This is a genomic window from Streptococcus oralis, assembly GCF_016028255.1.
Taxonomy (GTDB): Bacteria; Bacillota; Bacilli; order Lactobacillales; family Streptococcaceae; genus Streptococcus; species Streptococcus oralis_AC.
In genome coordinates this window covers 201,723-219,391 of sequence record NZ_CP065707.1, presented here as the reverse complement: position 1 = coordinate 219,391, position 17,669 = coordinate 201,723, and the positions used below count along the sequence as shown (strand labels likewise).

The 17,669-nt window shown below is 41.8% G+C and carries 29 protein-coding genes; all 29 read left to right on the top strand.

Annotated features, from left to right (window positions below):
• Positions 1 to 81: 81 nt before the first annotated feature.
• Positions 82 to 1,614: a cardiolipin synthase gene (cls, locus tag I6G42_RS01095; RefSeq protein WP_038804640.1), complete on the top strand. Its 1,533-nt coding sequence runs from the start codon at positions 82 to 84 to the stop codon at positions 1,612 to 1,614.
• Positions 1,615 to 1,688: 74 nt separating this feature from the next.
• Entirely contained in the window at positions 1,689 to 1,832 is a 144-nt protein-coding gene (locus I6G42_RS01090; protein WP_000934190.1) for a hypothetical protein, read from the top strand.
• Between the two features lie 36 nt (positions 1,833 to 1,868).
• Positions 1,869 to 3,425 (top strand): damage-inducible protein CinA, encoded by a 1,557-nt coding sequence (locus I6G42_RS01085; protein WP_038804639.1) that lies wholly within the window; start codon positions 1,869 to 1,871, stop codon positions 3,423 to 3,425.
• A 116-nt stretch (positions 3,426 to 3,541) separates the two neighbouring features.
• On the top strand, positions 3,542 to 5,749 hold the full coding sequence (gene nrdD, locus I6G42_RS01080) for an anaerobic ribonucleoside-triphosphate reductase (RefSeq protein ID WP_038804802.1): 2,208 nt from the start codon (positions 3,542 to 3,544) through the stop codon (positions 5,747 to 5,749).
• Between the two features lie 11 nt (positions 5,750 to 5,760).
• Complete coding sequence (locus tag I6G42_RS01075) at positions 5,761 to 5,901, top strand: hypothetical protein (RefSeq protein WP_038804638.1); 141 nt, start codon at positions 5,761 to 5,763, stop codon at positions 5,899 to 5,901.
• A gap of 43 nt (positions 5,902 to 5,944) precedes the next feature.
• On the top strand, positions 5,945 to 6,445 hold the full coding sequence (locus I6G42_RS01070; RefSeq protein ID WP_038804637.1) for a GNAT family N-acetyltransferase: 501 nt from the start codon (positions 5,945 to 5,947) through the stop codon (positions 6,443 to 6,445).
• 5 nt (positions 6,446 to 6,450) lie between these two features.
• Complete coding sequence (nrdG, locus tag I6G42_RS01065; RefSeq protein ID WP_038804636.1) at positions 6,451 to 7,047, top strand: anaerobic ribonucleoside-triphosphate reductase activating protein; 597 nt, start codon at positions 6,451 to 6,453, stop codon at positions 7,045 to 7,047.
• Entirely contained in the window at positions 7,044 to 7,670 is a 627-nt protein-coding gene (locus tag I6G42_RS01060) for a uridine kinase family protein (RefSeq protein WP_038804635.1), read from the top strand. Before nrdG ends, I6G42_RS01060 begins: the two co-directional genes overlap by 4 nt.
• 266 nt (positions 7,671 to 7,936) lie before the next feature.
• Positions 7,937 to 8,245 carry a 30S ribosomal protein S10 gene (rpsJ, locus tag I6G42_RS01055; RefSeq protein ID WP_001284513.1) on the top strand — a complete coding sequence of 103 codons (309 nt, stop codon included), beginning with the start codon at positions 7,937 to 7,939 and terminating at the stop codon, positions 8,243 to 8,245.
• A 216-nt stretch (positions 8,246 to 8,461) separates the two neighbouring features.
• Entirely contained in the window at positions 8,462 to 9,088 is a 627-nt protein-coding gene (gene rplC, locus I6G42_RS01050; protein ID WP_000160197.1) for a 50S ribosomal protein L3, read from the top strand.
• Positions 9,089 to 9,112: 24 nt separating this feature from the next.
• Positions 9,113 to 9,736, top strand: a complete 624-nt coding sequence (rplD, locus tag I6G42_RS01045; RefSeq protein ID WP_000024537.1) for a 50S ribosomal protein L4 — start codon at positions 9,113 to 9,115, stop codon at positions 9,734 to 9,736.
• Positions 9,736 to 10,032, top strand: coding sequence for a 50S ribosomal protein L23 (locus I6G42_RS01040; protein WP_001055347.1), 297 nt, complete (start codon positions 9,736 to 9,738; stop codon positions 10,030 to 10,032). Before rplD ends, I6G42_RS01040 begins: the two co-directional genes overlap by 1 nt.
• 17 nt (positions 10,033 to 10,049) lie before the next feature.
• Complete coding sequence (gene rplB, locus I6G42_RS01035) at positions 10,050 to 10,883, top strand: 50S ribosomal protein L2 (protein ID WP_000512905.1); 834 nt, start codon at positions 10,050 to 10,052, stop codon at positions 10,881 to 10,883.
• A gap of 103 nt (positions 10,884 to 10,986) precedes the next feature.
• Complete coding sequence (gene rpsS / locus I6G42_RS01030) at positions 10,987 to 11,268, top strand: 30S ribosomal protein S19 (protein ID WP_000533766.1); 282 nt, start codon at positions 10,987 to 10,989, stop codon at positions 11,266 to 11,268.
• Between the two features lie 11 nt (positions 11,269 to 11,279).
• Positions 11,280 to 11,624: a 50S ribosomal protein L22 gene (gene rplV, locus I6G42_RS01025; protein WP_000818137.1), complete on the top strand. Its 345-nt coding sequence runs from the start codon at positions 11,280 to 11,282 to the stop codon at positions 11,622 to 11,624.
• A 12-nt stretch (positions 11,625 to 11,636) separates the two neighbouring features.
• On the top strand, positions 11,637 to 12,290 hold the full coding sequence (gene rpsC, locus I6G42_RS01020; protein ID WP_000529936.1) for a 30S ribosomal protein S3: 654 nt from the start codon (positions 11,637 to 11,639) through the stop codon (positions 12,288 to 12,290).
• Between the two features lie 3 nt (positions 12,291 to 12,293).
• Positions 12,294 to 12,707: a 50S ribosomal protein L16 gene (rplP, locus tag I6G42_RS01015; RefSeq protein WP_000960948.1), complete on the top strand. Its 414-nt coding sequence runs from the start codon at positions 12,294 to 12,296 to the stop codon at positions 12,705 to 12,707.
• 9 nt (positions 12,708 to 12,716) lie between these two features.
• Positions 12,717 to 12,923, top strand: coding sequence for a 50S ribosomal protein L29 (gene rpmC, locus I6G42_RS01010; RefSeq protein WP_000772918.1), 207 nt, complete (start codon positions 12,717 to 12,719; stop codon positions 12,921 to 12,923).
• Positions 12,924 to 12,947: 24 nt separating this feature from the next.
• Positions 12,948 to 13,208, top strand: a complete 261-nt coding sequence (rpsQ, locus tag I6G42_RS01005) for a 30S ribosomal protein S17 (RefSeq protein WP_000440801.1) — start codon at positions 12,948 to 12,950, stop codon at positions 13,206 to 13,208.
• Between the two features lie 25 nt (positions 13,209 to 13,233).
• Positions 13,234 to 13,602 (top strand): 50S ribosomal protein L14, encoded by a 369-nt coding sequence (rplN, locus tag I6G42_RS01000; RefSeq protein ID WP_000616548.1) that lies wholly within the window; start codon positions 13,234 to 13,236, stop codon positions 13,600 to 13,602.
• 77 nt (positions 13,603 to 13,679) lie between these two features.
• Positions 13,680 to 13,985 carry a 50S ribosomal protein L24 gene (gene rplX, locus I6G42_RS00995; RefSeq protein ID WP_000497691.1) on the top strand — a complete coding sequence of 102 codons (306 nt, stop codon included), beginning with the start codon at positions 13,680 to 13,682 and terminating at the stop codon, positions 13,983 to 13,985.
• Positions 13,986 to 14,008: 23 nt separating this feature from the next.
• Positions 14,009 to 14,551, top strand: coding sequence for a 50S ribosomal protein L5 (gene rplE / locus I6G42_RS00990; RefSeq protein WP_000013542.1), 543 nt, complete (start codon positions 14,009 to 14,011; stop codon positions 14,549 to 14,551).
• Between the two features lie 17 nt (positions 14,552 to 14,568).
• Positions 14,569 to 14,754 carry a type Z 30S ribosomal protein S14 gene (locus I6G42_RS00985; protein ID WP_001085697.1) on the top strand — a complete coding sequence of 62 codons (186 nt, stop codon included), beginning with the start codon at positions 14,569 to 14,571 and terminating at the stop codon, positions 14,752 to 14,754.
• 284 nt (positions 14,755 to 15,038) lie between these two features.
• Positions 15,039 to 15,437, top strand: coding sequence for a 30S ribosomal protein S8 (rpsH, locus tag I6G42_RS00980; protein ID WP_000245504.1), 399 nt, complete (start codon positions 15,039 to 15,041; stop codon positions 15,435 to 15,437).
• Between the two features lie 166 nt (positions 15,438 to 15,603).
• Complete coding sequence (locus I6G42_RS00975) at positions 15,604 to 15,783, top strand: hypothetical protein (RefSeq protein ID WP_000648250.1); 180 nt, start codon at positions 15,604 to 15,606, stop codon at positions 15,781 to 15,783.
• A gap of 62 nt (positions 15,784 to 15,845) precedes the next feature.
• Complete coding sequence (gene rplF / locus I6G42_RS00970) at positions 15,846 to 16,382, top strand: 50S ribosomal protein L6 (RefSeq protein WP_038804634.1); 537 nt, start codon at positions 15,846 to 15,848, stop codon at positions 16,380 to 16,382.
• An 83-nt stretch (positions 16,383 to 16,465) separates the two neighbouring features.
• Entirely contained in the window at positions 16,466 to 16,822 is a 357-nt protein-coding gene (rplR, locus tag I6G42_RS00965; RefSeq protein ID WP_000624044.1) for a 50S ribosomal protein L18, read from the top strand.
• A 17-nt stretch (positions 16,823 to 16,839) separates the two neighbouring features.
• Positions 16,840 to 17,334, top strand: a complete 495-nt coding sequence (gene rpsE, locus I6G42_RS00960) for a 30S ribosomal protein S5 (RefSeq protein WP_000874204.1) — start codon at positions 16,840 to 16,842, stop codon at positions 17,332 to 17,334.
• 13 nt (positions 17,335 to 17,347) lie between these two features.
• Complete coding sequence (gene rpmD / locus I6G42_RS00955; protein ID WP_000057241.1) at positions 17,348 to 17,530, top strand: 50S ribosomal protein L30; 183 nt, start codon at positions 17,348 to 17,350, stop codon at positions 17,528 to 17,530.
• The last annotated feature ends 139 nt before the right edge of the window (positions 17,531 to 17,669 follow it).

Below are 17,669 nucleotides of genomic sequence, written 5' to 3'. Positions count from 1 at the left end.
CTACCCCTGAACTGAGGTATACTAGTAGAAACATTAGTTTATCAAGCAGTTAAGGAGAATGTTAGAAAAGGAAGGGGATGTATGACAGCTAGAAAAATGCAGCTACTCATGTCCAAGTATGGTTTTAGTATTACCATCATGTTGGCAGAGTTGTTTATTGTCTTTGGTTTATTTCTCTATCTAGGGCAGATGGCACCGATTCTCTGGATTATCCTTGTCATTTTAGTGAGCTTAGCGACCATTGTATCAATTGTCAATCGGTCCATGAATCCTGAGAGTAAGGTAACATGGCTGTTAGTAGCCTTTGTGCCAGTGTTTGGGCCATTGCTCTATATCATGTTTGGAGAACGCCGTTTATCTAAAAAAGAAATGAAACAGCTAAAGCAACTCCAATCAATGGTTGACCGAGAGGACAATAGCAGAGCTCTCCGTTTGGAGTTAAAGGAAGAGGATAAGTCGGCTTACGGTGTCATCAAATCTCTCCTTAGCATGGATACGAATGCGGATGTCTATAATCGAACGGATACCCATTTTTTCCCTTCAGGGGAAAGCATGTGGCGCCAGATGTTAGAGGATCTCAAAAAAGCCGAGAAATTTATCTTTCTCGAATACTATATCATCGAAGAAGGTTTGATGTGGAATAGTATTTTGAAAATTTTGGAAGAAAAGGCAGCTCAAGGAGTAGAAGTGAAGCTTCTCTATGATGATATTGGTTGTATGGCAACCTTGCCTGGAGATTACACCATCCAACTTCGTGGTCAAGGGATTGAAGCTCACAAATTTAACAAGGTGATTCCACGCTTAACCGTCGCCTATAACAACCGTGACCACCGTAAAATCATGGTTATCGATGGTCAAATTGCCTATACAGGTGGTGTCAATCTGGCAGATGAGTATATCAACCATATCGAACGTTTTGGCTATTGGAAGGATAGCGGTATTCGCCTAGATGGACCGGCTGTTAAGGCTTTTACCAGACTCTTTTTATCAACTTGGTATATCAACCGTGGGGAAATTAGTGACTTTGACCAATACCATCTCGAAAATCAACCTAGAGATGGGATGGGGCTTTGCATTCCTTACAGTAGTGGGCCAAAGCCTATCTACCGAGCTCAGGTAGGAAAAACGGTCTATCAAAACCTTATCAATCAAGCTACAGATTACGTCTATATCACGACTCCCTATCTGATTGCGGACTACGATCTAACTGAAAGTATCAAAAATGCAGCTCTGAGAGGGGTAGATGTGCGAATTGTGACGCCGTGTATCCCAGATAAGAAGGTTATTCAGTTAGTTACTCGGGGAGCCTATCCAGATTTGCTATCTGCAGGGGTTCGTATTTATGAGTACAGTCCCGGATTTCTTCATAGCAAGCAAATGCTTGTCGATGGAGAGGTGGCTACTGTGGGAACCATCAATTTTGACTATCGGAGCTTGCTCCACCACTATGAAAATGGCGTTTTGCTTTATAAAACGCAGTCTATCATCGATATTGAGAGGGACTTCAAAGAGATTTTTAAAGTTTCTCAAGAAATCTATCCTCACACCATCAAAACAAGCTGGTATCAAAGCTTGATCAAGGAAATTGTCCAGTTGTTTGCGCCTATGCTCTAACTACCAACCAAGATCTGGCCCAAGGCTGGATCTTATTTTTGTCTTTTTGCGAATAGATAAGCAGGAGGATGAAAATGCTAAATCAAAAAGAATATGATTTTATCCTAGAGTTTCAAACAAGCAGTTTACACCGTTTTCGAGAGATTGAACGCTATGCTGAGCTAGATAAGAAGTTAAGGAAATATCAATCCTTAGCTGACATTCCTGTAAGATTTTGATATACTAAAACAGATAAACTTACTAGGAGAAATTGAATGAACGTATACGAGGAAAAAGACGAACAGCTAGAAGAATTTCGATACCAGTATCGGGAACGGCTGGATCAAGAGTCTGAATTTGGACTGGAGCGAGGTAAGAAGAAACGAACTCCGCTTCCGTTTTTTAGTATGGCAATTTGGAGTCTGGCTGCTACAGCTGTTTCTGTCATGTTGCCTCTGATCTTTGGTTTGGTGAGCCCCCAACAGATGCAAGATCTTTATACTGGTTGGGCGCTACATCAGAGTGGGCAGATTTACACGGATTATTATGGTTCAAATGGACTGCTTTATTACGTACTAATCTATCTCTCTCAAGGGAGTATTCTTTTTGCTTTGGTGGAGTGGTTGGCCTTGTTCGGAGCTGGTGTTTTTCTATTCAAGTCCGCAGATACCTTGACAGGTCAGGGAGAGCAGGCTAGACAGCTTTTGCTGGTTTTTTATCTGCTTGTGGGCAGTCTGGGATTTGGTGGTAGCTATGCAGTGGCTGTGGCCTTGCCTTTTCTATTTTATAGTTTTAGCCTAGTGGCTGACTATCTGGATGATCCAAGTAACGATAAAGGTTTCTTGCGAGTTGGGATGAGTTTAGCATTAGCTTTCTTCCTATCACCTATTCCCACAGCCTTGTTTGCAGCCACACTTGCCCTGAGTTTGTTTGGATTTAATATTGCCAAGCGTAAATTTGCTCATGGTTTGTATCAATTTTTCGCATCAGCTCTAGGATTTTCTCTCCTTTTTTATCCAATTGGCTATTATACTGTATTAACAGGAACTTTTGGTGATGCGATTAGCCATACTTTGTATCCAATAGATACGCTTAGTCTATTTTCAAATGCCAATCTTATGGAGAATGCTGCTTTCTATGGTTTGCTATCCATCGGTATTGGGATTCTGACATTGATCTTTTCAGGATTGTTTCAATCTAAACCGGCCAAACAATCTGCTGTCTCAATAGGCGCTATTTTAGGATTATTAGTAACTCTTGCTTTGTTAATTTTTTCAAAGGAACCTTTGCATGGCTCACGTTTGGCAGCGATTTTGCCCTTTCTGACATTGTTATTGTTAACCAACATCAAAGAAGGAAGCCCTGATCGTATCAGTCGTAGTAGACGAAGAGTCCGCTCTTCATCACTCTTTGGTCGCTACCTCAAGGGAAATTTCTATCTACCATTAGTTGCGATAGTCTATTTACTTTTCCTACCTGTTTTGAGTCGCTATATTTCGCATCCAAGTACTTATCAGGAACGCGAGCAGCTTGCTAGCTTGGTCAAACAGCAAACGAGTTCTGAGGATCGTGTCTATGCTTGGGATAATCGGCCAGATTTCTACCGCGCAAGTGAACGCTTGACACCAAGCTCTCTAGTAACACCAACACTCTATACTGCAAGCGACGAGAATAAAACGAAACTAGTCAATGACTTGAAAGAAAATCAACCGAAGATGATTTTGGTCAATCAAAAGGTTGCCTTGTGGTCGGATGTAGAGAGCCTACTTAGTGAAAAATACGAGCTTGTTCAGACGGATAGTAAGGAATTCAAGCTTTATAAATCTAAATAACAAATCAATATCTTGTGTATTTTTAAAAATTTTAGAATTTTTAACACAAGATATTGATTTTTCTTTTTAGAGTGGTATAATATCATTTAAGAAGAAAAATAGAAAAGAGCATGGATATGATTGTATTAGAAGAAAACCTTGCAACCGTTCCCACTTTGTTCGTTGAAAAACGAGATGGTAGACGTGTAGTGTTTGATGTAGACAAGATTGACAAGGCTCTCCACAAGGCGGCCGACAAAGTCATGGATGTGACACCCTTGGTCGAAAAACGTCTAAATGGACTGCTTGAGCGTATTGTTGCGGAAATTCACAGTCGTTTCCCTCAAGGTGTCAAGATTTACGAGATTCAAAATATCGTAGAGCATGAACTCCTTGAAGCCAAAGAATATGCGCTAGCTGAGGAGTATATCACTTATCGGACACAAAGGGATTTTGAGCGCTCAAAAGCGACAGATATCAACTTTAGCATTCATAAACTTCTCAATAAAGATCAGGCAGTTGTCAATGAAAACGCCAATAAAGACAGTGATGTCTTTAACACCCAGCGTGATTTGACAGCAGGGATTGTTGGGAAATCAATCGGGCTGCAAATGCTTCCTAAGCACGTAGCCAATGCTCACCAAAAGGGGGATATCCACTATCATGACTTGGACTACAGCCCCTACACTCCGATGACCAACTGCTGTTTGATTGATTTTAAAGGCATGCTGGAAAATGGTTTTAAGATTGGAAATGCTGAGGTAGAGAGTCCTAAGTCTATCCAGACTGCGACAGCTCAAATTTCACAAATCATCGCCAACGTTGCTTCTAGCCAGTACGGAGGCTGCTCAGCTGACCGTATCGATGAGGTCTTGGCTCCTTATGCGGAGAAGAATTACCAAAAACACCTCAAGGATGCGGAAGAGTGGGTCTTGCCTGAGAAACGGGAAGATTACGCATGGAAGAAAACGCAGAAAGATATCTACGATGCCATGCAATCTCTCGAGTATGAAATCAACACCCTCTTCACTTCAAATGGGCAAACACCTTTTACTTCACTAGGTTTTGGTCTAGGAACCAGTCGTTTTGAGCGTGAAATTCAAAAGGCTATCTTGACTATTCGGATCAAGGGGCTTGGTTCAGAACACCGTACAGCTATCTTTCCTAAACTCATCTTTACGCTGAAAAGAGGCCTTAACTTGGAAGAAGGGACTCCGAACTATGACATCAAACAGTTGGCTCTCGAGTGTGCAACCAAGCGGATGTACCCAGATGTCTTGTCCTACGATAAGATTATCGAGCTGACAGGTTCTTTCAAGGTGCCTATGGGTTGCCGCTCTTTCCTTCAAGGATGGAAGGATGAGAATGGTGTAGAGGTCAATTCGGGTCGGATGAATCTAGGTGTTGTGACAGTCAATCTGCCTCGTATCGCCCTCGAATCCGAAGGCGACATGAACAAGTTCTGGGAAATTTTTAACGAACGAATGAACATCGCAGAAGATGCTCTGGTTTATCGCGTTGAACGGACCAAGGAAGCAACACCCGCAAATGCTCCGATCCTTTATCAGTATGGAGCCTTCGGTCGCCGTCTCGGAAAAGAAGAAAGTGTAGATCAACTCTTTAAGAATCGCCGTGCGACAGTTTCGCTGGGCTACATTGGTTTGTACGAAGTGGCTACAGTCTTCTTTGGAAACAGCTGGGAAAGCAATCCTGAAGCCAAGGAATTCACACTGGATATTATTCGCGATATGAAACGTCGTGTGGAAGAGTGGTCTGACCAATATGGTTACCATTTCTCTATCTACTCCACACCGTCTGAAAGTCTGACAGACCGCTTTTGTCGCTTGGATACAGAGAAGTTTGGTTCTATTCCTGACATCACAGATAAGGAATACTACACCAACTCGTTCCACTATGACGTCCGTAAAAATCCAACACCGTTTGAAAAATTAGACTTTGAGAAAGTTTATCCAGAAGCAGGTGCGTCAGGTGGTTTCATTCATTATTGTGAGTATCCGGTTCTTCAACAAAATCCAAAAGCCCTGGAAGCTGTTTGGGACTATGCCTATGACCGAGTTGGCTATCTAGGAACCAATACCCCGATTGATCGTTGCTACAAGTGTGACTTTGAAGGGGATTTTGAACCAACTGAGCGAGGCTTTGCTTGTCCAAACTGTGGCAATAGCGACCCTAAAACAGTAGACGTGGTCAAACGTACGTGTGGTTATCTGGGAAATCCGCAAGCGCGTCCGATGGTCAATGGACGTCACAAGGAAATCGCTGCGCGTGTCAAACACATGAATGGCTCTACTATCAAAACAGCTGGACATGAAGTAACAAATTAGAAGGAAACGCAATGGGGAAATACCAATTAGACGATAAGGGACGCGCACAAGTGACCCGTTATCACGAGAAACACTCGAAAGGTGGAATAGGTAAAAAAGAACGCTTGCTCAACCTCAGAGAACAGTTTTTAAACAAGAACAAGAAAAAATAAAAGTGAGAGTTGCCTCTCGCTTTTCTCTTAATTGGAGGTAAAAATGATACTACGCAGACCAACATTGGCAGATAAAGAAACAGTTTTAGAGATGATGGCAGAGTTTGAACAGACCCAATCAGCCCACGATGGTGGGTTTTGGAACGCCAACAATTTTGTTTACGAAGAGTGGCTAGAAGAAAATCTTCAAGCGGAAGCGGGACTCAATATTCCTGAAAACTGGGTTCCTGCTATCCAGCTGGTTAGTTTTGACGTAGCAGGCCAGGCTCTTGGCTTTCTCAACCTTCGTCTCCGATTAAATGACTACTTACTAGAAAATGGGGGCCATATTGGCTACTCCATTCGTCCATCTGAAAGAGGTAAGGGTTATGCGAAAGAATCCCTCCGACAAGGTCTACAAGTTGCTAAGGGAAAGAATATTAAACGAGCTTTAGTGACTTGTAGCACAGAAAATCCAGCAAGCCGAGCTGTTATCTTAGCTAATGGTGGGGAGTTGGAGGATGTTCGAAATGGAACGGAGCGCTATTGGATAGACTTGGAGTAGACAGCATGACATGGAATACACCAAAACCAGGTGAATGGAAAAGTGAGGAGCTTAGTAAAGGGCGAATCATTGATTACAAGGCTTTTAACTTTGTCGATGGAGAAGGTGTGCGCAACTCTCTCTATGTCGCAGGCTGTATGTTCCACTGTGAGGGATGCTATAATGTTGCGACTTGGTCTTTCAATGCAGGGATTCCTTATACACCAGAGTTGGAAGAACAGATTATGACAGATCTTGCCCAGCCTTATGTTCAAGGTTTGACCTTGCTAGGAGGAGAGCCTTTTCTCAATACAGGTATCCTCCTACCTCTCGTTAAGCGTATTCGAAAGGAATTGCCAGACAAAGACATCTGGTCCTGGACGGGCTACACTTGGGAAGAAATGATGCTGGAGACTCCAGACAAATTGGAACTCTTGTCGCTGATTGACATCCTTGTCGATGGACGGTATGATAAAAGCAAGCGAAATCTCATGCTCCAGTTTCGAGGTTCGTCCAATCAACGAATTATCGATGTGCAAAAATCTCTCAAACAAGGTCAAATAGTGATTTGGGACAAGCTTAATGACGGAAAAGAAAGCTATGAACAGGTGAAGAGAGAATGAAGAAAAATGACCTGATAGAACAACTGGTTTCAGAGATCGAAACGGGAAGAATTAGGACGCTAGGGATCTACGGTCATGGGGCTTCAGGTAAATCAACCTTTGCACAGGAATTGTACCAAGCTTTAGATTCTACTACAGTAAATTTACTAGAAACAGACCCCTATATCACTTCAGAACGTCACCTGGTAGTACCAAAGCAAGCGCCAGATCAAAAGGTGACAGCTTGTCTGCCAGTGGCGCATGAACTGGCAAGTTTGCAGAGAGATATTCTAGCCTTGCAGGCGGGTATGGATATCTTGACAATTGAGGAACCTTGGAAGGCTAGCGAGGTCTTGTCTGGAGCAAAACCGATTTTGATTGTTGAAGGGATGTCTGTGGGTTTTCTACCCAAGGAACTCTTTGACAAAACCATCTGTTTCTACACAGATGAAGAAACAGAGTTAAAGAGGCGCTTAGCTCGAGATACGACTATGAGAAATAGCGATGCATCTTTTGTATTAGCTAGCCATCAGATGAGACGGGAGCAGTATCAGCGATACTATAGAGAAAACGAGTCTAAAGCGGACATTTTAGTGGATCAATCAGAAGATAAATTCAATGTCAAGATGACACATATTATATAGGAGAAAAGATATATTTTTATAGTTGTAAAATCAGTAATCATAGGAAGATGAAAAGAGAAAACAGTTTCATCCTAAAAAAACGAAAAAAAGCTCACAAATCCCTTGCAATCGCAGGGGCTTTGTGTTATTCTATTATGGTGCTGTAAATTACAGCTTTAGCTGTGATGCAAGAGGTTGCGACACGCTCGGTTGCATTGCCACGCAACGCGCGTCGGTTTTCTTGTGGAGCTAGCCTATTATCTTAAATAGACGAAAAGGAGAAAAAGATGGCAAACAAAAAAATCCGTATCCGTTTGAAAGCTTACGAACACCGTACGCTTGATACAGCGGCTGCAAAAATCGTAGAATCAGCTACTCGTACAGGTGCACAAGTTGCGGGTCCAATCCCACTTCCAACTGAGCGTAGCCTCTACACAATCATTCGTGCGACTCACAAATACAAAGACTCTCGCGAACAATTTGAAATGCGTACACACAAACGTTTGATCGATATCGTTAACCCAACCCAAAAAACAGTTGATGCTTTGATGAAATTGGATCTTCCAAGTGGTGTAAACGTAGAAATCAAACTTTAATCTAAAATATAAAAGAGCAGAGGCTGGTGTTTCAATTTAATTGAACACGGGCTAAACTCGGTGTGAAAAAGATAAACTTCCTAGTGTCTGTTAGACACTGCGTCAGTTTCCTATTTTCACTTTGAGTTTGACGCCCTTTGTATCTTAGACTTGAGCATAAAAAACGCTCGTTAAAAACTTTTTGAATAAAAAATATAGAAAAGGAACTATTTTCTCATGACAAAAGGAATCTTAGGGAAAAAAGTGGGAATGACTCAAATCTTCACTGAAGCTGGCGAATTGATCCCTGTAACAGTTATTGAAGCAACTCCAAACGTTGTTCTTCAAGTTAAAACTGTAGAAACAGACGGATACAACGCTATCCAAGTTGGTTTCGATGACAAACGTGAAGTATTGAGCAACAAACCTGCTAAAGGACATGTAGCGAAAGCTAACACGGCTCCTAAGCGCTTCATTCGTGAATTCAAAAACGTTGAAGGCTTGGAAGTTGGTGCTGAAATCACAGTTGAAACATTCGCAGCTGGAGACGTAGTTGACGTAACTGGTACTTCTAAAGGTAAAGGTTTCCAAGGTGTTATCAAACGCCACGGACAATCACGTGGGCCAATGGCTCACGGTTCTCGTTACCACCGTCGTCCAGGTTCTATGGGACCTGTTGCACCTAACCGCGTATTCAAAGGTAAAAACCTTGCAGGACGTATGGGTGGCGACCGCGTAACAATTCAAAACCTTGAAGTTGTACAAGTTGTTCCAGAAAAGAACGTTATCCTTATCAAAGGTAACGTACCAGGTGCTAAGAAATCTCTTATCACTATCAAATCAGCAGTTAAAGCTGGTAAATAATAAAGAAAGGGGAAATCAGTCACAATGGCAAACGTAACATTATTTGACCAAACTGGTAAAGAAGCTGGCCAAGTTGTTCTTAACGATGCAGTATTTGGTATCGAACCAAATGAATCAGTTGTGTTTGATGTGATCATCAGCCAACGCGCAAGCCTTCGTCAAGGAACACACGCTGTTAAAAACCGCTCTGCAGTATCAGGTGGTGGACGCAAACCATGGCGTCAAAAAGGAACTGGACGTGCTCGTCAAGGTTCTATCCGCTCACCACAATGGCGTGGTGGTGGTGTTGTCTTCGGACCAACTCCACGTTCATACGGCTACAAACTTCCACAAAAAGTTCGTCGCCTAGCTCTTAAATCAGTTTACTCTGAAAAAGTTGCTGAAAACAAATTCGTAGCTGTAGACGCTCTTTCATTTACAGCTCCAAAAACTGCTGAATTTGCAAAAGTTCTTGCAGCATTGAGCATCGATTCAAAAGTTCTTGTTATCCTTGAAGAAGGAAATGAATTCGCAGCTCTTTCAGCTCGTAACCTTCCAAATGTGAAAGTTGCAACTGCTACAACTGCAAGTGTTCTTGACATCGCAAATAGCGACAAACTTCTTGTCACACAAGCAGCTATCTCTAAAATCGAGGAGGTTCTTGCATAATGAATTTGTATGATGTTATCAAAAAACCTGTCATCACTGAAAGCTCAATGGCTCAACTTGAAGCAGGAAAATATGTATTTGAAGTTGACACTCGTGCACACAAACTTTTGATCAAGCAAGCTGTTGAAGCTGCTTTCGAAGGTGTTAAAGTTGCCAACGTTAACACAATCAACGTAAAACCAAAAGCAAAACGTGTTGGACGTTACACTGGTTTTACTAACAAAACTAAAAAAGCTATCATCACACTTACAGCTGATTCAAAAGCAATCGAGTTGTTCGCTGCTGAAGCTGAATAATCTAAGGAGGAAATATCGTGGGAATTCGTGTTTATAAACCAACAACAAACGGTCGCCGTAATATGACTTCTTTGGATTTCGCTGAAATCACAACAAGCACTCCTGAAAAATCATTGCTTGTTGCTTTGAAGAACAAGGCTGGTCGTAACAACAACGGTCGTATCACTGTTCGTCACCAAGGTGGTGGACACAAACGTTTCTACCGTTTGGTTGACTTCAAACGTAACAAAGACAACGTTGAAGCAGTTGTTAAAACAATCGAGTACGATCCAAACCGTTCTGCAAACATCGCTCTTGTACACTACACTGACGGTGTGAAAGCATACATCATCGCTCCAAAAGGTCTTGAAGTTGGTCAACGTATCGTTTCAGGTCCTGAAGCAGATATCAAAGTCGGAAACGCTCTTCCACTTGCAAACATCCCAGTTGGTACTTTGATCCACAACATCGAGTTGAAACCAGGTCGTGGTGGAGAATTGGTCCGTGCAGCTGGAGCTTCTGCTCAAGTATTAGGTCAAGAAGGTAAATACGTTCTTGTTCGTCTTCAATCTGGCGAAGTTCGTATGATTCTTGGAACTTGTCGTGCTACAGTTGGTGTTGTCGGAAACGAACAACATGGACTTGTGAACCTTGGTAAAGCAGGACGTAGCCGTTGGAAAGGTATCCGCCCAACAGTTCGTGGTTCTGTAATGAACCCTAACGATCACCCACACGGTGGTGGTGAAGGTAAAGCACCAGTTGGTCGTAAAGCACCATCTACTCCATGGGGCAAACCTGCTCTTGGTCTTAAAACTCGTAACAAGAAAGCGAAATCTGACAAACTTATCGTTCGTCGTCGCAACGAGAAATAATAGTAAACTAGTCGCTTAAGCATCTAGTAAATCCGCCAGCTCGGTAGCGCTCCATGTGAGCGCAAGCCGCTGTGGTACAACATTTAAAGGAGAAAATATAAAAATGGGACGCAGTCTTAAAAAAGGACCTTTCGTCGATGAGCATTTGATGAAAAAAGTTGAAGCTCAAGCTAACGACGAAAAGAAAAAAGTTATCAAAACTTGGTCACGTCGTTCAACGATCTTCCCAAGTTTCATTGGTTACACTATTGCAGTTTATGACGGACGTAAACACGTACCTGTTTACATCCAAGAAGACATGGTAGGTCACAAACTTGGTGAATTTGCACCAACTCGTACTTACAAAGGTCACGCTGCAGACGATAAGAAAACACGTAGAAAATAAGGAGAACATAAATGGCAGAAATTACTTCAGCTAAAGCAATGGCTCGTACAGTACGTGTTTCACCTCGTAAATCACGTCTTGTTCTTGACAACATCCGTGGTAAAAGCGTAGCCGATGCTATTGCAATCTTGACATTCACACCAAACAAAGCTGCTGAAATCATCTTGAAAGTTTTGAACTCAGCTGTAGCTAACGCTGAAAACAACTTTGGTTTGGACAAAGCTAACTTGGTAGTATCTGAAGCATTCGCAAACGAAGGACCAACTATGAAACGTTTCCGTCCACGTGCGAAAGGTTCAGCTTCACCAATCAACAAACGTACAGCTCACATCACTGTAGCTGTTGCAGAAAAATAAGGAGGTAAAATCGTGGGTCAAAAAGTACATCCAATTGGTATGCGTGTCGGCATCATCCGTGATTGGGATGCCAAATGGTATGCTGAAAAAGAATACGCGGATTACCTTCATGAAGATCTTGCAATCCGTAAATTCGTTCAAAAAGAGCTTGCTGACGCAGCGGTTTCAACTATCGAAATTGAACGCGCAGTAAACAAAGTTAACGTTTCACTTCACACTGCTAAACCAGGTATGGTTATCGGTAAAGGTGGTGCTAACGTTGATGCACTCCGTGCAAAACTTAACAAATTGACTGGAAAACAAGTACACATCAACATCATCGAAATCAAACAACCTGATTTAGATGCTCACCTTGTAGGTGAAGGAATTGCTCGTCAATTGGAGCAACGTGTCGCTTTCCGTCGTGCACAAAAACAAGCAATCCAACGTGCAATGCGTGCTGGAGCTAAAGGAATCAAAACTCAAGTATCAGGTCGTTTGAACGGTGCAGATATCGCCCGTGCTGAAGGATACTCTGAAGGAACTGTTCCACTTCACACACTTCGTGCAGATATCGATTACGCTTGGGAAGAAGCAGATACTACATACGGTAAACTTGGTGTTAAAGTATGGATCTACCGTGGTGAAGTTCTTCCAGCTCGTAAAAACACTAAAGGAGGTAAATAACCAATGTTAGTACCTAAACGTGTTAAACACCGTCGTGAATTCCGTGGAAAAATGCGCGGTGAAGCAAAAGGTGGAAAAGAAGTAGCTTTCGGTGAATACGGTCTTCAAGCTACAACTAGCCACTGGATCACTAACCGCCAAATCGAAGCTGCTCGTATCGCCATGACTCGTTACATGAAACGTGGTGGTAAAGTTTGGATTAAAATCTTCCCACACAAATCATACACTGCTAAAGCTATCGGTGTGCGTATGGGATCTGGTAAAGGGGCACCTGAAGGTTGGGTAGCACCAGTTAAACGTGGTAAAGTGATGTTTGAAGTTGCTGGTGTATCTGAAGAGATCGCTCGCGAAGCGCTTCGTCTTGCTAGCCACAAATTGCCAGTTAAATGTAAATTCGTAAAACGTGAAGCAGAATAAGGAGAAGGCATGAAACTTAATGAAGTAAAAGAATTTGTTAAAGAACTTCGTGGTCTTTCTCAAGAAGAACTCGCGAAGCGCGAAAACGAATTGAAAAAAGAATTGTTTGAACTTCGTTTCCAAGCTGCTACTGGTCAATTGGAACAAACAGCTCGCTTGAAAGAAGTTAAAAAACAAATCGCTCGTATCAAAACAGTTCAATCTGAAGCGAAATAATAGACTAGGGAAGGAGAAATTTCAATGGAACGCAATAATCGTAAAGTTCTTGTTGGACGTGTTGTATCTGACAAAATGGACAAGACAATCACAGTTGTAGTTGAAACAAAACGTAACCACCCAGTCTATGGTAAACGTATTAACTACTCTAAAAAATACAAAGCACATGATGAAAACAATGTTGCCAAAGAAGGCGATATCGTACGTATCATGGAAACTCGTCCGCTTTCAGCTACAAAACGTTTCCGTCTTGTAGAAGTTGTTGAAGAAGCGGTCATCATCTAATCAAGCCTGAAAGGAGAAAACTGAAATGATTCAAACAGAAACTCGTTTGAAAGTCGCAGACAACAGCGGTGCACGTGAAATCTTGACTATCAAAGTTCTTGGTGGTTCTAAACGTAAATTTGCGAACATCGGTGATGTCATTGTGGCATCTGTAAAACAAGCTACTCCTGGTGGTGCGGTTAAAAAAGGTGACGTTGTAAAAGCTGTTATCGTTCGTACTAAATCAGGTGCTCGTCGTGCTGATGGTTCATACATCAAGTTTGACGAAAACGCAGCAGTTATCATCCGTGAAGACAAAACTCCTCGCGGAACACGTATCTTTGGCCCAGTTGCACGTGAATTGCGTGAAGGTGGCTTCATGAAGATCGTGTCACTTGCTCCAGAAGTACTTTAATTTTTAGAAACAAACTAGTCCCCTAGCTTCAAGCTAGGGTGCCCTTATGGGCGTAAGAAAAATCAAGGAGAAATCTAATGTTTGTAAAAAAAGGCGACAAAGTTCGCGTAATCGCTGGTAAAGATAAGGGAACAGAAGCTGTTGTCCTTACTGCTCTTCCAAAAGTAAACAAAGTTATCGTTGAAGGTGTTAACATCGTTAAGAAACACCAACGTCCAACTAACGAGCTTCCTCAAGGTGGTATCATCGAGAAAGAAGCAGCTATCCACGTATCAAATGTTCAAGTATTGGATAAAAATGGTGTAGCTGGTCGTGTTGGTTACAAATTTGTAGACGGTAAAAAAGTTCGCTACAACAAAAAATCAGGCGAAGTGCTTGATTAATCACGAAGGAAAGGAGAAGTATAATGGCAAATCGTTTAAAAGAAAAATATCTTAATGAAGTAGTTCCTGCTTTGACAGAACAATTTAACTACTCATCAGTGATGGCTGTGCCTAAAGTAGATAAGATCGTTTTGAACATGGGTGTTGGTGAAGCTGTATCAAACGCTAAAAGTCTTGAAAAAGCTGCTGAAGAATTAGCACTTATCTCAGGTCAAAAACCACTTATCACTAAAGCTAAAAAATCAATCGCCGGCTTCCGTCTTCGTGAAGGTGTTGCGATCGGTGCAAAAGTTACCCTTCGTGGTGAACGTATGTACGAATTCTTGGATAAATTGGTTTCAGTTTCACTTCCACGTGTACGTGACTTCCACGGTGTTCCAACAAAATCATTTGATGGACGCGGAAACTACACACTTGGTGTGAAAGAACAATTGATCTTCCCAGAAATCAACTTCGATGACGTTGACAAAACTCGTGGTCTTGACATCGTTATCGTAACAACTGCTAACACTGACGAAGAGTCACGTGCATTGCTTACAGGCCTTGGAATGCCTTTTGCAAAATAATATAGGAGGTAAATCTAATGGCTAAAAAATCAATGATTGCTAAGAACAAACGTCCAGCGAAGTTCTCTACTCAAGCTTATACTCGTTGTGAAAAATGTGGTCGTCCACATTCAGTTTACCGCAAATTTAAACTTTGCCGTGTTTGCTTCCGTGAATTAGCTTACAAAGGACAAATCCCTGGTGTAACAAAAGCATCTTGGTAATTTAAGATATCAAGGGCGTCAAAACTCCAAGTGAAAATAGGAAACTTGACGAAGAAACTGAAGTTTCTAGGAAAGTTTATCTTTTTCACACAGAGTTTAGCCCGGGTTCAGTTGGGCTTGCCAATTTGAACACGAGCTACAGCTTTGGCAAAAAAGACCAATTTTCTTTGGAGCATCGCTCCTGCATCAAATTGCCTATTTTTGCTCTTGCTGTTACGCTCTTTGTATCATGTATTAACTAGCAAGTGCAACTTGCAAACTACTAGTAAGAGGAGAAAAATAAAATGGTTATGACTGACCCAATCGCAGACTTCCTAACTCGTATTCGTAACGCTAACCAAGCTAAACACGAAGTACTTGAAGTACCTGCATCAAACATCAAAAAAGGAATTGCTGAAATCCTTAAACGCGAAGGTTTTGTAAAAAACGTTGAAATCATCGAAGATGACAAACAAGGCATCATCCGTGTATTCCTTAAATACGGACCAAACGGTGAAAAAGTTATCACTAACTTGAAACGTGTTTCTAAACCAGGACTTCGTGTCTACAAAAAACGTGAAGATCTTCCAAAAGTTCTTAACGGACTTGGAATTGCTATCCTTTCAACTTCTGAAGGTTTGCTTACTGATAAAGAAGCGCGCCAAAAGAATGTTGGTGGAGAAGTTATCGCTTACGTTTGGTAAAATCAAGATACAAAGAGCGTCATGGGCAATGTGAAAATAGGAAATCTGACAAAGAGTGTTAACACTCTAGGAAGATTTGTCTTTTTCACACAGACCATAGCTCGTGTTCAATTTAGCTGATTTACTGATCAGCTAAATAGAGAATAAATTAGTTTAGGAGAAAAAGATGAAAGCTACTGAATTGAATGAAAAACTTATTGTTGCAGAAGACGCTTTGGCTGAATTGTCAAAAGATGACCTTGTATCTCTTTTATGTGAAATTGGTTATAGTCCTGCGGCTATTGATGTATTGACAGAATATCAGGAGTTTGTCAAAGCTTTTCGAAAGAAACTAGGTTTGCTCTAATCCGAATGCCCCCCGTGAAAACTGGCTGTAATGGCCTGACAATCTAACAGGAGAAAATAAACATGTCACGTATTGGTAATAAAGTTATCGTGTTGCCTGCTGGTGTTGAACTCACTAACAATGACAACGTAGTAACTGTAAAAGGACCTAAAGGAGAGCTTACTCGTGAGTTCTCAAAAGATATTGAAATCCGTGTGGAAGGTACTGAAGTAACTCTTCACCGTCCAAACGATTCAAAAGAAATGAAAACAATCCACGGAACTACTCGTGCCCTTTTGAACAACATGGTTGTTGGTGTATCAGAAGGATTCAAGAAAGAACTTGAAATGCGTGGGGTTGGTTACCGTGCACAACTTCAAGGAAACAAACTTGTCTTGGCTGTTGGTAAATCTCATCCAGACGAAGTTGAAGCTCCAGAAGGAATTACTTTTGAACTTCCAAACCCAACAACAATCGTTGTTAGCGGAATTTCAAAAGAAGTAGTTGGTCAAACAGCTGCTTACGTACGTAGCCTTCGCTCACCAGAACCATATAAAGGTAAAGGTATCCGTTACGTTGGCGAATACGTTCGTCTTAAAGAAGGTAAAACAGGTAAATAATGTTGAGTGGTTGATCTTCAACCACCGACCTATTTTCCAACTTTGTGCATAGCACACGATTTAAAACTAAAGAGGTGAAAACTGTGATTTCTAAACCAGATAAAAACAAACTCCGCCAAAAACGCCACCGTCGCGTTCGCGGAAAACTCTCTGGAACTGCTGATCGCCCACGTTTGAACGTATTCCGTTCTAATACAGGCATCTACGCTCAAGTGATTGATGACGTAGCGGGTGTAACGCTCGCAAGTGCTTCAACTCTTGACAAAGAAGTTTCAAAAGGAACTAAAACTGAACAAGCCGTTGCTGTCGGTAAACTCGTTGCAGAACGTGCAAACGCTAAAGGTATTTCAGAAGTGGTGTTCGACCGCGGTGGATATCTATATCACGGACGTGTGAAAGCTTTGGCTGATGCAGCTCGTGAAAACGGATTGAAATTCTAATAGGAGGACACTAGAAAATGGCATTTAAAGACAATGCAGTTGAATTAGAAGAACGCGTAGTTGCTGTCAACCGTGTTACAAAAGTTGTTAAAGGTGGACGTCGTCTTCGTTTCGCAGCTCTTGTTGTTGTTGGTGACCACAACGGTCGCGTAGGATTTGGTACTGGTAAAGCTCAAGAAGTTCCAGAAGCAATCCGTAAAGCAGTAGAAGATGCTAAGAAAAACTTGATTGAAGTTCCTATGGTTGGAACAACAATCCCACACGAAGTTCTTTCAGAATTTGGTGGAGCTAAAGTATTGTTGAAACCTGCTGTAGAAGGTTCTGGAGTTGCCGCTGGTGGTGCAGTTCGTGCCGTTGTGGAATTGGCAGGTGTGGCAGATATTACATCTAAATCACTTGGTTCTAACACTCCAATCAACATTGTTCGTGCAACTGTTGAAGGTTTGAAACAATTGAAACGCGCTGAAGAAGTTGCTGCCCTTCGTGGTATTTCAGTTTCTGATTTGGCATAAGAAAGGGGATAAAATGGCTCAAATTAAAATTACTTTGACTAAGTCTCCAATCGGACGCATTCCATCACAACGTAAAACTGTTGTAGCACTTGGACTTGGCAAATTGAACAGCTCTGTTATCAAAGAAGACAACGCTGCTATCCGTGGTATGATCACAGCAGTATCTCACTTGGTAACAGTTGAAGAAGTAAACTAATGAATTTTTAGGGGATGTAGCAATACTCATCCCCTAAAACTAGATATAGTCATCTAAGATGACGAATGTATAGGCGAGTTGATAAGGGAGACAACCTTTTCTCTCTTATCGGCGCTAGCATTTTACAAAAGAGGAGAAA